Source organism: Muriicola sp., from assembly GCF_049669965.1.
In the GTDB taxonomy this organism is placed as follows: domain Bacteria; phylum Bacteroidota; class Bacteroidia; order Flavobacteriales; family Flavobacteriaceae; genus Muriicola.
The window spans coordinates 1-15252 of sequence record NZ_JBATLB010000108.1; the positions used below are offsets into that span (position 1 = coordinate 1).

13 protein-coding genes are annotated in these 15252 nt (G+C 42.7%); 5 read left to right on the top strand and 8 right to left on the bottom strand.

The features are described from left to right. Together WBM49_RS05745 and WBM49_RS05750 are read right to left on the bottom strand one after the other, a co-directional pair. On the bottom strand, positions 1 to 582 hold a 582-nt coding region (locus WBM49_RS05745; RefSeq protein WP_424371105.1), incomplete at its 3' end, for an ATP-grasp domain-containing protein. 72 nt (positions 583 to 654) lie between these two features. Then, positions 655 to 1293, bottom strand: a complete 639-nt coding sequence (locus WBM49_RS05750; protein ID WP_424371106.1) for an LON peptidase substrate-binding domain-containing protein — start codon at positions 1291 to 1293, stop codon at positions 655 to 657. A 161-nt stretch (positions 1294 to 1454) separates the two neighbouring features. On the opposite strand from WBM49_RS05750, the gene lysA reads away from it, so the two are divergent. Beyond that, positions 1455 to 2696, top strand: coding sequence for a diaminopimelate decarboxylase (gene lysA, locus WBM49_RS05755; RefSeq protein ID WP_424371107.1), 1242 nt, complete (start codon positions 1455 to 1457; stop codon positions 2694 to 2696). A gap of 171 nt (positions 2697 to 2867) precedes the next feature. Beyond that, on the top strand, positions 2868 to 3371 hold the full coding sequence (locus WBM49_RS05760; RefSeq protein ID WP_424371133.1) for a thioredoxin family protein: 504 nt from the start codon (positions 2868 to 2870) through the stop codon (positions 3369 to 3371). A gap of 6 nt (positions 3372 to 3377) precedes the next feature. On the opposite strand, the gene guaB is transcribed toward WBM49_RS05760, so the two are convergent. Beyond that, a complete protein-coding gene (gene guaB / locus WBM49_RS05765) occupies positions 3378 to 4850 on the bottom strand; it encodes an IMP dehydrogenase (RefSeq protein WP_424371108.1) in 1473 nt (490 codons plus the stop codon). Between the two features lie 226 nt (positions 4851 to 5076). Here guaB and WBM49_RS05770 point away from each other — a divergent pair, with 226 nt between their 5' ends. After that, entirely contained in the window at positions 5077 to 7305 is a 2229-nt protein-coding gene (locus WBM49_RS05770) for a TonB-dependent receptor family protein (protein ID WP_424371109.1), read from the top strand. Positions 7306 to 7312: 7 nt separating this feature from the next. Here the strand turns inward: WBM49_RS05770 and WBM49_RS05775 are convergent, their stop codons facing one another. Together WBM49_RS05775 and WBM49_RS05780 are read right to left on the bottom strand one after the other, a co-directional pair. Continuing rightward, positions 7313 to 8179, bottom strand: a complete 867-nt coding sequence (locus WBM49_RS05775; protein WP_424371110.1) for a hydroxymethylglutaryl-CoA lyase — start codon at positions 8177 to 8179, stop codon at positions 7313 to 7315. Between the two features lie 33 nt (positions 8180 to 8212). Further along, positions 8213 to 8839, bottom strand: coding sequence for a LysE family translocator (locus tag WBM49_RS05780; protein WP_424371111.1), 627 nt, complete (start codon positions 8837 to 8839; stop codon positions 8213 to 8215). Positions 8840 to 8906: 67 nt separating this feature from the next. On the opposite strand from WBM49_RS05780, the gene WBM49_RS05785 reads away from it, so the two are divergent. After that, positions 8907 to 9323 (top strand): Dabb family protein, encoded by a 417-nt coding sequence (locus tag WBM49_RS05785; protein WP_424371112.1) that lies wholly within the window; start codon positions 8907 to 8909, stop codon positions 9321 to 9323. Here WBM49_RS05785 and WBM49_RS05790 read toward each other — a convergent pair. The 3 genes from WBM49_RS05790 to WBM49_RS05800 all read right to left on the bottom strand — a co-directional run bounded on the left by WBM49_RS05790 (position 9308) and on the right by WBM49_RS05800 (position 13863). Continuing rightward, positions 9308 to 10360: a quinone-dependent dihydroorotate dehydrogenase gene (locus WBM49_RS05790; RefSeq protein WP_424371113.1), complete on the bottom strand. Its 1053-nt coding sequence runs from the start codon at positions 10358 to 10360 to the stop codon at positions 9308 to 9310. The genes WBM49_RS05785 and WBM49_RS05790 overlap by 16 nt on opposite strands. A gap of 70 nt (positions 10361 to 10430) precedes the next feature. Further along, positions 10431 to 10883: a hypothetical protein gene (locus tag WBM49_RS05795; protein ID WP_424371114.1), complete on the bottom strand. Its 453-nt coding sequence runs from the start codon at positions 10881 to 10883 to the stop codon at positions 10431 to 10433. A 121-nt stretch (positions 10884 to 11004) separates the two neighbouring features. Beyond that, the gene (locus WBM49_RS05800; RefSeq protein ID WP_424371115.1) at positions 11005 to 13863 is read right to left on the bottom strand and encodes a TonB-dependent receptor; all 2859 of its coding nucleotides are present in this window, start codon (positions 13861 to 13863) and stop codon (positions 11005 to 11007) included. A gap of 161 nt (positions 13864 to 14024) precedes the next feature. Between WBM49_RS05800 and pepT the strand changes: the two genes are divergently transcribed. Then, the gene (gene pepT, locus WBM49_RS05805) at positions 14025 to 15251 is read left to right on the top strand and encodes a peptidase T (protein WP_424371116.1); all 1227 of its coding nucleotides are present in this window, start codon (positions 14025 to 14027) and stop codon (positions 15249 to 15251) included. Position 15252: the final 1 nt, after the last annotated feature.

A 15252-nucleotide genomic window follows, 5' to 3' on the forward strand; every position in this document is an offset into this window, starting at 1 on the left:
GTACAAGGACGAAATAAACTTGGTCATTTCTTTAAATGCAGTTCCTGAAAGACCCAGGTTAAATGCAATTTTACGGCATTGGAAAGGTAATAAGCCGGTAGCAGGATCTACTTCTTCTGTAAAGATCAGATGCGGGGTCTTGTCTGCAACTTCTTCAATGTCCATCCCACCTTCCGTAGAATACATGATCATATTTCGTCCGCGGGCTCTGTTCAAAAGCACAGAAACGTAGAATTCACTTGTTTCGCTGGCTCCTGGATAATAAACATCCTCGGCGACCAATACCTTATGCACCTTCTTTCCTTCTGCAGAGGTCTGAGGTGTTACCAAATTCATCCCTATGATCTGTCCGGCGATCTCTTCAACTTCCTTTAAGCTCTTGGCGAGTTTTACACCGCCTCCTTTTCCCCGACCACCTGCGTGTACCTGAGCTTTGATCACATACCAGGAGGTGCCCGTATCCACGGTCAATTGCTTAGCTGCATCTACCGCTTCCTTTGCGTTATGAGCTACTATACCACGTTGTATTCGTACGCCAAAACTGGCTAAGATTTCCTTTCCTTGATATTCGTGAAGATTCATATGGTTATTTTGAGTGTTGCTTGCAAAAATAGGAAACAAGGCCGAGTTTCACTAACTAAATTGGAACTGTCCCTAAATATTAAAATCCTTAAAATCCAAAGGGTCGAAATTTCTGAAATGACCATTCATATCTATTAATTCCTTGGTCCTGTCTACCTCTTTCAGCACCTTGATAGTTTGGTCTAAATGCCTTCGGATATAAGCCAGCCTGTCGCTCTCTTTGATCAATTGCATTAATTCGTATTCCTGTTCAAAGGAAAGACCCATCTTATGAGCAAGCATATAAGGATTAAATTTATCTGCAGGGATAGACTCAAAGGGCACACCCATTAGATCGTATAGCTCCTGTATTCTTTGAAGTACCGCCTCTTTTACTTTGATATCCCCATCGTTGATCGACTCTAAAAATTTTACTTCCCCACCGGCATACAATTTACCTTCCATTTCATTCTCAAAGGTCATAACCTGAAAAATCTGTCTGGCTACACAGGTTACATCCATAGAACCATTCTCATAGGTGGTGACCACTTCTACGAGTTGTACTTCGGTACCATAGACGATCCTGTCATTAATATACACCGGAATACCGAAGGTAACAGCATCCTTCCTGCAATCGTTAATAAGTTCTTTGTAGCGGTCCTCAAAAATATGAAGAGGTACAGTTTCTCCGGGGAAGAAGACGGTTTGAAGTGGAAAGAAAGGTAATTTCACATCCTAATTTTGGTAAAAATACAAAGACGGTATGTGCATCGCAAGCGATTGAGTCAGAGAATATTGTTATATATGTAACTAAATGTTGTATTTTTTAATAAATAGCACTTTATTTTGGGATAAAAGCCGAAGAAGAGTAGCTTTGTAGCAAAGTAACTTCCATGAAGCATTCAGATCTCTTAAAAATCGCTCAGAATTATGGCGCGCCGGTATATGTATATGATTCGGAAAAAATCATCTCTCAATTTGACCGACTCACAAAAGCTTTTGGCAATGTTCCAAAACTAAAATTGAATTATGCCGCCAAGGCCCTGTCCAATCTTGCCATCCTGCGATTGATGAACAGTTTGGGAAGCGGTCTGGACACCGTATCTATTCAGGAAGTAAAGCTAGGATTACTGGCCGGCTTTCGGCCCCAGGACATAATTTACACACCCAACGGGGTTTCCCTTGAAGAGATAGAAAAAGCCTCAGAATTAGGGGTGCAAATCAACATTGACAATCTTTCTATCTTAGAACAATTTGGGGCTAAACACCCTAAAGTACCGGTATGTATTCGAATTAATCCGCATGTGATGGCCGGAGGTAATTCCAATATATCGGTGGGTCATATAGATTCGAAATTCGGTATCAGTATACATCAGATCCCTCATTTACTCCGCATTGTGGAACTTACCAAAATGAATATCAATGGTATCCATATGCATACCGGAAGTGACATCCTTGATATTGACGTTTTTCTATACGCCTCGGAAATCCTGTTCGATACCGCAAAGCATTTTAAAGAACTTGAATTTATAGATTTTGGAAGCGGATTTAAGGTACCCTACAAGGAAGGGGATATACAAACCAATGTGGAAGAATTGGGTCAAAAATTAACAGGGCGATTTAACGATTTCTGCAAGGAGTACGGGAAAGACCTTACCCTTGCTTTTGAGCCTGGAAAATTCCTTGTAAGTGAAGCGGGATTTTTCCTGGCGAAAGTAAATGTGGTTAAACAAACTACTTCTACGGTATTCGCCAGTGTGGATTCTGGATTTAATCATCTGATAAGACCTATGCTCTATGGTGCCAACCACCACATCATTAATCTTTCCAATCCGGAAGGCAGGGAACGGTATTATTCGGTAGTTGGATACATTTGTGAGACCGATACTTTTGGAAATAACCGAAGGATCAATGAGATCTCTGAAGGAGATATCTTATGCTTCCACAATGCAGGTGCCTATTGCTTTACCATGGCAAGTAACTACAATTCACGATACAGGCCTGCGGAGGTATTATGGCATGAAGGCAAGTCGCATTTGATAAGGGAAAGAGAAACCTTCGATGATATCATTCGCAATCAGGTAGACCAGCCTGCTTTGTTCGTTCCTTCACTTGAAAAATCGGTCGCAAAGTAAGAAGCTGTTTTTGAAGCATGTTGAATTAAAGGGTTGACCTTTTTCTCCTAGACTTCAATCTTTAGTTTCCTTTAAAATAAAGCACGCACATATTCGTTATTTTATTGACATTAGCACGACTATGTCTTTAAAGTGAGAGCTATGAAACAAAATCGAGTAACAAGACTTGTAATGATTCTGACAGTTATGTTAGGCCTTGGCTTACAAGAAATGCAGAGCCAGCAGGTAGAATGGCTAAGTTGGGAAGAAGCTACAGAATTGGCCCAAACAGAGGCTAATCCTAAGAAAATATTTATTGATGTTTACACGGACTGGTGCGGTTGGTGTAAACGGATGGACAAGGACACTTTCCAAAATCCGGAAGTGGCTGCCTATATGAGTGCAAATTTTTATATGGTAAAAATGGATGGAGAAGGAAAGGATCCTATAGACTTTAAAGGGAAGACATATACCTATGTCCCCTCCGGGAGAAGAGGCTACCATCAATTTGCAGCTTCCTTATTGCAAGGCAGACTAAGTTACCCTACCGTGGTGTTCATGGATGAGCAATTGAACATGCTTTCACCGGTACCTGGCTATCAAAAACCAGAGCCTTTTTTAAACATTGCCCGTTATTTTGGGGATAATGTCTACAAGGAAAAAGATTGGAAATCCTATAATGGGCAGGGTAAATAAAGGCACCTACCTACTGTAATTTGGAGATTCCTTGGTGATGGTGACATGGTGTGGATGACTTTCAGCAATACCGCTGCTCGTGATCTTAACGAATCGCCCACTTTCTTTTAGCGTGGCAATATCTTTCGCGCCGCAATACCCCATTCCTGCTCTTAGTCCGCCAACAAATTGGTGAATACTCTCAAAGAGGTCTCCTTTGTAAGGCACGCGGCCCACTATCCCTTCGGGTACGAGTTTCTTAATGTCGTCCTCAACGTCCTGGAAATACCGATCCTTGCTTCCTTGTTTCATGGCCTCCACCGAACCCATGCCTCTGTAGGATTTAAATTTACGCCCTTCGTAAATGATAGTTTCGCCGGGAGACTCCATGGTGCCAGCCAATAAAGAACCCAACATTACCGTATCAGCGCCTGCGGCAATAGCTTTTGGGATATCTCCTGTATAACGGATACCTCCGTCGGCTATCACTGGTACACCACTGCCTTTGATGGCTGCTGCCACTTCCAATACGGCAGAGAACTGAGGGAAGCCAACACCGGCAATTACTCGTGTTGTACAAATAGACCCGGGACCTATACCAACCTTAACTGCGTCGGCTCCTGCTTCTACAAGATATTTGGCAGCTTCGCCGGTGGCAATATTTCCTACGATCACTTCCAGGGAAGGAAACTTCTTTTTTACTTCTTTCAGGACGGTCACCACACCTTTGGAGTGCCCGTGGGCGGTATCTATGACCACAGCATCTACCCCTGCATTAACCAGGGCTGTTGCCCGCTCAATGACGTCCGGGGTGACACCCAGCGCTGCCGCTACCCGCAGCCTTCCGTATTGGTCCTTATTCGCTATGGGTTTTTGGGTTAATTTGGTGATGTCACGAAAAGTGATCAGCCCAATGAGTTTATAATTTTTATCAACTACCGGCAACTTTTCGATCTTATGAGCCTGCAGAATTTCTTCGGCCTCCTCCATGGAGGTCCCTTCTGCAACGGTCACTAAATTCTTGGAAGTCATTACCTCCGAGACAGGCCGATCATTATTCCTTTCGAATCTTAGATCTCTGTTAGTTACTATTCCAATAAGTTTCTGGTCCTTATCTACAATGGGGATCCCACCAATGCTGTGCTCTTTCATATTAGCCTTGGCATCACGCACAAGGGCCTCTTTTGGCAAGGTAACTGGGTCCAGGATCATTCCACTTTCTGCCCGTTTCACCTTCCGGACCTTCAGGGCCTGTTCCTCAATACTCATATTTTTATGCAAAACACCAATACCGCCTTCCTGTGCCATGGCTATGGCCATCTTGGATTCCGTAACGGTATCCATGGCTGCAGAAACAATGGGAATGTTAATAGTGATGTTGCGGGTAAACTTTGCTTGAATATTTACATCCCTGGGGAGAACGTCAGAGAATGCGGGTACCAACAGGACGTCATCGTAGGTGAGTCCTTCTCCAAGAATTTTTTTTAGGTGGGCTTCCATGCAATTAAGGATTAATTGCGTGCAAATATACGCTTTTTTTAACGGACAAAGATTCCTATCAAATAGTTTTTGACGGCCTTCATTATTACAGTGAATTAGATAACACTTTGGCAGTTAGAAAGTAAAGAATTTTTATTTAGAATTTTTCTAAATAGTCTTTTGAATTACATAAAAAGGATTTAAATTTGACTTTCTATATTATCTATTCTTAATTAGTCTAAATAAAATGAAGTCCTATTTCTCGTTTTTGCTTTGCCTTATTCCGCTGCTGGTCCTTGCTCAAAATCAGCGAATGATTGTACAGTCCAAAGATTCAAATCTTATACAACTCAATGAAGTAGTCCTCTCGGCCAATGTGATCCTTGGAAGTAAATACCAGGCAAAGAACCGAACAGGATCTGCATATTATATCTCGCCACAGGAACTCGCCACTTTTAATTATACAGATATAAACAGGGTTCTACGCGCTGTGCCCGGCGTTTCATTTTACGAAGAAGACGGATTTGGATTGCGGCCCAATATAAGCCTAAGAGGTACCTCGCCAGAACGAAGTGCCAAAATAACATTAATGGAAGACGGAGTTTTGATCGCCCCTGCCCCTTATAGTGCCCCTGCTGCCTATTATTTTCCCTCCGTGGCCAGAATGCAAGCGGTGGAGATCCTAAAAGGAAGTAGTCAGGTTCAATACGGTCCGTTTACAACAGGGGGTGCGATAAATATGATTTCCACACAGATACCGGATTCCTTCAATGCTTTTTTATTGGCCTCCTACGGAAGTTTTAACAGTGGCAGGGTGCATGCCAAAGTTGGGGATGCCAAAGAGCATATTGGTTATATGGTGGAATATCTGAATTTTAATTCCAATGGATTCAAGAAGTTAGACACAGGTGGGAATACCGGATTCGACAAGAATGATCTGGTAGCTAAATTCAGATTGAATACTGCCAAAGATGCGGCCCTGTATCAGGGGTTAGAGGTAAAGTTCCAATATTCAGATGAAGACTCAAATGAGACCTATGTTGGACTTACAGATTCGGATTTCAAGGCTACGCCTTACAGAAGATATGCAGGAACTCAGACAGATGAAATGATCAACGAGCATATACAGTTAATGGCCACACATCTTTTGGCCTTCAGTGATAATTTTCACATAACCACCAATGCCTACTACAATGGATTTAGCCGTAACTGGTATAAGTTAGATGGAGTTACCCTGGGTGGCGAACGGAGGGGAGTCTCGGGAATCCTCAGCAATCCGGATGAGAATATTGACTATTTGCAAGTTATCACGGGCGAACAAGATGCTACGGCCGATGCCCTTTTAGTAAAAGCCAACAACCGAAAATATATTTCAAAAGGTGTTCAGACCAAATTTGACTATCACTGGTATGGTGAAAAAACCTTCCACGATATCGAAATAGGTCTGCGCTATCATTATGATGAGGAAGATCGGTATCAGTGGGTAGACGGGTATGGAATAGCCAATGGCATCATGCAGCTTACCTCAGAGGGAGCACCTGGTACAGACGCCAATAGGATAAGTGCAGCAAAAGCTTTTGCCGGCTTTGCGCTATACAAGTTTACTTACAATGACCTTACTCTTACCCCTGGGGTACGCTATGAGGATATTTCCCTAAACAGAACAGATTACGGGACCAACAATATTGGACGTACAAATTCCGATGTCTCTTTTAGAGAAAATACTAGTGCGGTCTGGATCCCTGGAATGGGATTCAACTACAACCTGGATAGATTCTCAATCTTTGGGGGCGTACATAAGGGATTCTCACCACCTACCAGCAAAGTAGGCGAAAAGGCAGAAAAAAGTATCAACATGGAACTTGGATCTCGTTTTACTTACAATGGCCTATCCGGAGAAATTATCGGTTTCTATAATGATTACAGCAATCTGCTGGGCAGTGATCTGGCAGCAACCGGCGGAACAGGAAGTTTAGAGCAGTTCAACGCAGGTGAAGTGGATGTAATGGGGCTGGAAGTCTTACTGAATTACGATTTTCTTTCCGGCCACAAATCTTTTAAATTACCACTGACCCTGGCATATACGTTTACAGATACTGAATTTAAAAATAGTTTTGGAAGTGCAGAAGATATTTGGGGAGAGGTTACGGCAGGAGATGAGCTTCCATATATCTCAAAACATCAATTAAATGCCACCTTGTCCTTGGAGCACCCCTCCTATTCTATAAATCTGAGTGGCCGTTATAATGGTGAATTCAGAACAAGAGCCGGTACCGGCAGTATCCCATCCAACGAACTTGTTCCTTCCAGCTTTATATTGGATGTCTCAGGGGCATATCACCTAAATGCTCATGCAAGCATCACCGGAAACATAATCAACATGCTGGATGAAGTGTATGCGGTTTCCAGAGTGCCCGCGGGATTACGACCGGGGCATCCTTTTGGAGCCTATCTGGGAATACGCTTGCAGTATTGAAATCTGATCAATGATAGGCAGAAAAAACCTGGGTTGCTTTGTTATAAGCGGCTTCAAATACCGTCCAACTTACATTGGTATCCGCTTTTTTTGAGGTGAAGTAAGACAACATCTTTTCGGTAGGCATATTACCGGTTAGTTCGTCTTTTGCCATAGGACATCCCCCAAAACCCTGGATGGCACCATCGTACCGCCTGCAGCCTGCTTTATATGCGGCATCTATCTTTTCGTGCCAGGAACTCGGGGTAGTATGCAAATGGGCACCAAATTCAACAGCTGGATACATAGGAATTAAATTGGAGAACAGATAGGAGATGATCTCCGGGGTGGAAGTCCCAACAGTATCAGAAAGTGACAGTATCTTTACTCCCATCCCCGTAAGTTTTTCTGTCCACTCCCCAACGATCTCCACGTTCCAGGGATCTCCATAAGGATTTCCAAATCCCATAGATATGTATACCACTACTTCCTTTCCGGAATCGGAGGCCAGGTCCAGTATTTCCTTTAATATTTCCGTAGATTGAGCAATGGTCTTGTGGGTATTTCTCATCTGAAAGTTCTCAGAGATTGAAAATGGGTAGCCCAGATAATCTATGGCCTTGTAGTTACACGCATCTCTGGCACCTCTAACATTTGCGACAATAGCCAGCAACTTGGAAAGATTCCCCTTCAGTTCCAGGCCTTTCAACACCTCAGCGGTATCGGCCATTTGTGGGATAGCCTTTGGTGAGACAAAACTCCCAAAATCGAGTGTGTGAAAACCACAGCCCAACAAGGCTTGCAGGTATTGAATCTTTTTCTCGGTAGGAATAAACATCTTGATCCCCTGCATGGCATCTCTGGGACATTCAATTATTTTAACCTTTTCAGCCATTTCCACAAATTGTTCGATCTTTCAAAATTAGCATTATTTATAGGATAATAACAGGTAAAGACCTATCCCTGTAAAAACCAGTATTTGAAGCCATTTTAAAAATACAGGTGCATTGGGATGTTGCTGCAGGTATTCTGAAATGCCCCCTGCCATGATCGCAATCGCAGAAAAAATCAGAAAAGAGATCAACATAAAGAGTATTCCCAAAATGTAAAACTGAAGCGTAGTGCTCAAAAAGTTACTGAACAGGAAGCCAGGAAAAAAGGCTAGAAAAAAGATCGTTACCTTGGGATTGAGTACATTCATCAAAAATCCCTGACGGTACAATTGCCAGCGCGTTTTTTTAGATTTATTCGTTGTTTCCAGGCTTATCTTCGCATCCGAACGCCAAACCCTAAATGCCAAATAGAATAAATACAAGGCTCCGAACAGCTTGATCACAAAAAACAAATAAGGATTTAAGCTGATGATAGCAGACACCCCAAATGCCAACAAGGTTGTATGCACAAGGCAGCCGGAGATGAGTCCGGCTGTGGTAGCCAGACCGTATTTCTTTCCATTAGCAATACTTTGGGTAAGGACATAAATATTATCCGGACCGGGAAAGATCGCCAAGCTGGCCGTTGCTAATACAAACCCCCATAAGATATCAAAATTCATCTCTGTACCAGCTTTTTAATGGATAACAAACAAACGTACTTTTTTATATCTTACAAAAAATTCAGTTATGAAAATTTATCTTAGTCTTTTCACCTTGCTTATGGTTCTTATAACCCTTGGCGTAGACCTACCATCCATGACACCTAAAAACGATCGCTCCGATACTTCTGCAGCTAAAGACAGTGCACTCCGTCATGTGGTCCTATTTAAATTTAAAGAAGGAACCACGGCAAATCAATTAGAGGTAATAGAATCTGCCTTTGCTGATTTACAATACAAAATTCCTGAAATAGAGTCGCTAGAATGGGGATTAAATAACAGTCCGGAAGGCTTAGCTAAAGGATTTACCCATTGTTTCTTTCTCACCTTTGCTACAGAAGCAGCACGGGACGTCTATCTTCCCCATCCGGATCACAAAGCCTTTGGCGCCTTACTGGATCCTTATCTGGAGGATGTGCTTGTGATCGATTACTGGACCCCCTGAGAGGTCTTGGCCAGCAGAGCTTTATTTATTTGTGTCACCAAGCCCGGACCTTCATAAACAAAACCGGTCCATAATTGCACCAGACTGGCACCTGCTTCCAGTTTTTCCAAGGCATCGTCCGCAGAATGAATACCTCCTACACCAATGATTGGAAAAGAGTTTTTACTGTTCTCAGCCAAGAATCTGATGACCTCCGTACTTCTTTTCCCCAGGGGTTTACCACTTAATCCTCCTGCTTCTTCTACTAAAATACAATCTGAGGCCAGGTCCTTTCTTTCAATAGTAGTGTTGGTGGCAATTACGCCATCTATTTGGGTCTGCTGTACTATTTGAATGATATCCAATAATTGTTCATTGCTAAGATCTGGCGCAATTTTTAAGAGGATGGGGCGTGCTGCAGTACCTCGTTTTGATGCTAAGGTCTTATTTTCTTCTTTTAAAGATTTCAACAGAGCCGTTAGAGGCGCTTTTTCCTGTAATTCCCGAAGGCCAGGTGTGTTGGGAGAACTTACGTTCACTACAAAATAATCTACATGGTCAAAGAGCGCTCTGAAACATATAAGGTAGTCTTCTGCTGCCTGGTCATTCGGAGTTATTTTATTCTTGCCAATATTACCCCCTATCAATACGTTGTGATCTTTTTTTAAGCGCTCTACTGCCGCTTGTACCCCCTCATTATTAAATCCCATTCTATTGATGATCGCCTTGTCTGCGGGTAATCTAAATAAACGCTTTTTAGGGTTTCCGGACTGGGGTCTGGGTGTTAAGGTCCCAATTTCCACAAAACCAAATCCAAAATTGGCCAATTCATTGTAAAGCACTGCATTTTTGTCGAAGCCGGCGGCCAGCCCAACAGGATTGCTGAATTTTAAACCAAATACTTCCCTTTCTAGGCGGGAGTCCTTTATGCCGTATACCTTACGAAAAATACTTCCCAATCCAAGTTTGGAAGTAAATTTTATTACCCAAAAGGAAAAATGATGTACTCCCTCGGGGTCGAATAAAAAAAGAAGAGGTCTTATAATCGCTTTGTACATGCCCATATTTAATTTTCAAAAATACGAACTTCAAAAGGGATTTTTACAATTTCAGGACCTAATTCCCCTGCTATTCTTCGGGAGTATTAGGAGAATATGTTTGGGGAACAATTTCAAATGGCCTTCTGTTGGCAACAGCACATAATTCGAGATACCGCTCATACTGTTTTGGGTTGAAAAGCTGCAGTAATCGCTTGTCGTATTCCTTGGTATTTGCCAGGATCTGATCTTTTAAAACCTTGTATTTGGTTGCCAATGCTTCAAGATCCTCGGTCTTACTCTGCGGGTGGGTGTCAAAAAGTTGAGTAATCTCATCCTGATATGCCTTGTTGGTTACTTTGAGCTCAGCCGTCCATTCATCCATTTTTTCAATTTGTTCCTTATTCAATTGAAACACCTGGATAATGGTTTCCTTTGCGCTACCACCAAGTCCCAGCATGCAATCCCTGTCCTGGGCATTTGAAGAATGAATAACCGATCCTATTAATAAAAAGAGTAGCAGATATTTAAATGGACTTGTCATAGCGTATATTTCTTCTGGCTTTATGCTGATTAACTGATAAATCAAGGGTTTAGTATGCTGATGGAAAGTAAATAAAAAAACCCTCCGAGGAGGGTCTTTAAATTTTTGTGTGCTTTGTGCTCTATTTCAGCGAAAGACTGAGTCGTGCAAACAGGAATCGGCCACCAATTCCAAACTGCTGAGCTCTACGGGACCAGTCGAATCGACCTGAACTTCTGTTTCCAAAAGCGTCTTCGGCTCTGTCCGGATAAACATCCAACAGATTGTTCGCCCCAATTGTTAGGGTTAGGTTTTCTGTAGCCTTATAGCCCAGAGACAGATCCGTTACTATTTTGGTCCCAAATACCTGCTGATTGGCAATGGTTGTGGTCGCTTCGGTTACTTCTCCAAAATATACATTACGAAGGAATATTACGAATTTATCTGACAGAAAAGTGTTAGACAGGTTAACCTTTGTTCTTGGAACGGCTTCTTCTAAATACACCCTGCTATCTTCAGGAAAATACGTATCTATTAGTCCTGCATCTCGCAATACATCAGAAGCATTGATATCTCCAACTTTCTTAGTTTTAGATAAGGTACCCGCTAGAACTGACTTTAACCTCCAGGTATCAGAAAGAAAAGCATCATGAGTGACCACAAGATCTAGTCCCTTAGATTCTGTATCGATCGCATTTGCAAAGAAGGAAGCTGCCGTGGCATTGGCTTGCCGCAGCAAATTATCGAGTTCTGTACCTGTTCCCGGACCTGAAAACTGCCCGGTATACACTACCCGGTCGTTTATCTTAACAAAGTACCCATCAACGGTTACCGTAAGATTAGCAGAGGGAATTTTAGAAGTTAGTCCAAGACTAATGCTTTGAGAAGTCTCCTCTTTTAAAGAAGGAATACCCAGTAAAGTGGCAGCCTTACTATCATTGGCGAAGGTTCCCACTTCCTGTGGGTTTCCTAGGTTGTCAAAAATAGTGGACGTAGAATTAAAGTTAAGCTGATGAAGTGAAGGAGCCCTGAATCCTGTGTTAACTGCACCTCTTAAATTAAGGTTCTCCGTGGCTTTTACCCTGGCAGACAGTTTGAAATTGATCGTGGATCCAAAATCACTGTAGTTTTCATAACGAGTGGCAAAACTCGCTAGAAATGCATCCGAAAAATCGGCTTCAAGATCCAGATATCCGGCTACACTGCTTCGTCCTCTGTCTAAGGCATTACTTGGAGCAAAACCAGGAAACACCTGAGATCCTCCGGGACGTGACGCGTCGAAAAAATCGACAGCAGGCTGTTGTGAGGCCAGTCGGACAACTTCTCCATTTGCCGTGTACTGTGCATACGACGCTTCTTCTCCTGCAACGATGGCGTAGTTCTCCAATCTGTATTCCGATCCAAAGGCCACATTCAGGCCATTAAATACGTCATCGTAGAATTTAGAAATATCTAAATTGGTCGTATTCTGCGAAAAGGAGAATCCTCCGGCATCAAAAATAGTGGGTGATGCATTCTGTAGGGAGGCATTGTACGTATTTCCGATCACATAGAGAAAAGAGTTCTTTCCATAGGTATTACTAAGGTCCACATTCCAATCGCCGATCATCCCTTTTATTCCCAAAGAAACAGATTGATCTTTGATATTAGAGTTGATCTCAGGAAGGAAACCGTTAAAATACGCCGGTGTATAGGTCCTGCTTTGGTTGGGTAATCTATAGAAGCCCGCAGAATTACCTGTTCGAGAACTCAAGCCTGCAAAGGAATAGACTTCCGTTCCGTTATCATCGAGTGGCAAAGAGAAATTGGCGAAAAAACGTCCACCACGCAGGGCTGACTGCCCTACCCTCATATTAAAATCGCTTCTTTCCAGGCCTCGGGCAGCTAGTTCTGCCGTTGTATTATCCCCGGATAAAATAGGTTGCAGATCGGCTTTGGTAGTTGCCCCCTGGGTGTCAATACCGGCGGCATTTGCATACTGCAAGACATCGGTCACATCATTATCCAATAGTAAAGAAAGATCAGCTCCGTCTGCTCTGGCAAAACGTTCAACCGTATTATACAGGTTAAAAACGTCACCTTCCCATTCTTTCATCCTGCTGTAATCCTGACGAACATCAAAATCACCAGACAAGTTTAAAAAACCGCCTCTTTCGCCCATAGAAATTCCATAACTCCCGGCAACATTGGTGGTTGCACCGTCTGAACCTCCAGTTTGGTCATTGGCATTCTTTGAAAAGTTAGCCCCTGTAGTGGTGGTTAGCGTTAATTCGTTCACGGAGCGGTTCAGAATAATATTGATTACCCCTGCAATGGCATCGGATCCGTACTGCGCAGCTGCACCATCTCTGAGCACTTCTATCCGTTGGATAGCTGCTGCCGGAATGGCGTTTAGGTCTGTCCCCACGCTTCCCCTACCAAAGGTGCCATTTACATTCACCAGTGAAGAGGTATGTCTTCTTTTTCCATTGATCAGTACCAAGACCTGGTCTGGTCCCAGTCCCCGTAAAGAGGCAGGATCAATATGATCTGTTCCATCCGATATGGTCTGAGTATTGGACGTAAAGGAAGGCGCCACATAATTTAGTATTTGATTAAGGTTCACCTGAGGCGATACGTTGGCAAGTTCTTTAACATCAATTACATCAACGGGCACGGTGCTTTCCGTAGCCGTTCTGTTCGGATTCCTCGATCCTGTGATGATCACCTCAGACAATTCAACCCCGGATACCAGAGTAATTGTGAGGATAGTACTGTTTATCAGAAATTCTTTGGGTTCAAAACCAATATACGATACGATCAACCGATCGCCAATAACAGCATCGATCGTAAAGTTCCCATCAAAATCGGTAGTGGTTCCTACCTGGGTTCCTTTTTTAACTACGGAAGCCCCGGGTAAGGGAGTGCCGTCTTCATCTTTTACGGTCCCTGTAATTTGCGAATGTAGCAAAGAGAGAGAACCAAAAAAAAGACATACAAATAGTAAGTAGTGTTTCTTCATAATTTGAGTGTTTGAGTGATTAGTCTAATAAGGTAGTCAAATCTGAAGTCAATAAGGGTGAAATTCCTAATTATTTGCATTTCAGCATTTTAGCTTTTAGACATGCCTTATAGTATTTGAGTCTTCTATTCGAAACATTACATTTGCTAAAAATTATTTTTATGCAAACCATCATTGACAGATTTATTCGGTATGTATCTATTGATACTCAAAGCGACCCACATTCTGATTCTACCCCCAGTACCGAGAAACAATGGGTTTTAGCGAAACAATTATTTGAGGAATTAAAGAGGATTGGTCTGCAGGAGGTAACCCTTGATGACAAAGGGTATATCATGGCCACACTCCCGGCCAATATCCAAAAGGAAGTGCCAACTATAGGCTTTATCTCGCATTATGATACCTCTCCTGATTTTTCGGGCACCAACGTAAGACCGAGGATCATTGAGAACTATGACGGGAAGGACATCCTTTTAAATAAAGACACCAATATCCTCCTATCCCCGCAATATTTTGAAGACCTGCTTCTTTACAAAGGACAAACGCTGATCGTAACTGATGGGACTACGCTGCTTGGAGCAGATGACAAAGCAGGGATCACGGAGATTGTCACCGCCATGGAATACCTGGTGGCACATCCGGAAATAAAACATGGGAAGATACGGGTAGGATTCACTCCGGATGAGGAAATTGGCAGGGGTGCCCATCATTTCGACGTCAAAAAGTTTGGGGCAGCCTGGGCCTATACCATGGATGGGAGTCAGGTTGGCGAATTAGAATACGAGAATTTCAATGCAGCCAGCGCCAAGATCACGGCCCATGGCAAAAGTGTACATCCCGGAAGTGCTAAGAACAAAATGGTTAATGCCATAGGGATCATCTCGGACTTGGCAAACCGCTTTCCCAAGCATGAGGTACCCGAGCACACTGCAGACCGAGAAGGTTTTTTTCACATCCATCACCTTAGCGGTACCATAGAACTTGCTACTATGGAACTAATAATTAGAGATCATGATAAAATGGCCTTCTCCGATAGAAAACGTTTTATTGAAGAAACGGTAGATGAATTGAATACGAAACATCATCATTGTATTGAGCTAGAATTAAAGGATCAGTACTACAATATGCGCGAAAAGGTAGAACCTGTTTTTCACATCGTAGAAATCGCACAGGAAGCCATGGAGTTGCTTAATATAGATCCTATTATTAAGCCTATACGTGGGGGGACAGATGGTTCCCAATTGAGCTATATGGGACTCCCTTGCCCGAATATATTTGCAGGCGGACATAATTTTCACGGGAAATATGAATACGTACCAGTGGAAAGTATGGAAAAGGCGGTTGATGTTATCGTGAAAATTTGCGAACTTACGGCAAAGAAATTCTAAG

Excerpts from the sequence above, each read along its gene's own strand:
- lysA (WP_424371107.1), top strand. The coding sequence starts at position 1,455 with ATGAAGCATTCAGATCTCTTAAAAATCGCTCAGAATTATGGCGCGCCG.
- WBM49_RS05790 (WP_424371113.1), bottom strand. The coding sequence starts at position 10,360 with ATGTACAAAGCGATTATAAGACCTCTTCTTTTTTTATTCGACCCCGAG.
- WBM49_RS05775 (WP_424371110.1), bottom strand. The coding sequence starts at position 8,179 with ATGGCTGAAAAGGTTAAAATAATTGAATGTCCCAGAGATGCCATGCAG.
- WBM49_RS05785 (WP_424371112.1), top strand. The coding sequence starts at position 8,907 with ATGAAAATTTATCTTAGTCTTTTCACCTTGCTTATGGTTCTTATAACC.
- WBM49_RS05780 (WP_424371111.1), bottom strand. The coding sequence starts at position 8,839 with ATGAATTTTGATATCTTATGGGGGTTTGTATTAGCAACGGCCAGCTTG.
- pepT (WP_424371116.1), top strand. The coding sequence starts at position 14,025 with ATGCAAACCATCATTGACAGATTTATTCGGTATGTATCTATTGATACT.
- WBM49_RS05795 (WP_424371114.1), bottom strand. The coding sequence starts at position 10,883 with ATGACAAGTCCATTTAAATATCTGCTACTCTTTTTATTAATAGGATCG.
- WBM49_RS05800 (WP_424371115.1), bottom strand. The coding sequence starts at position 13,863 with ATGAAGAAACACTACTTACTATTTGTATGTCTTTTTTTTGGTTCTCTC.
- WBM49_RS05760 (WP_424371133.1), top strand. The coding sequence starts at position 2,868 with ATGATTCTGACAGTTATGTTAGGCCTTGGCTTACAAGAAATGCAGAGC.
- WBM49_RS05770 (WP_424371109.1), top strand. The coding sequence starts at position 5,077 with ATGAAGTCCTATTTCTCGTTTTTGCTTTGCCTTATTCCGCTGCTGGTC.
- guaB (WP_424371108.1), bottom strand. The coding sequence starts at position 4,850 with ATGGAAGCCCACCTAAAAAAAATTCTTGGAGAAGGACTCACCTACGAT.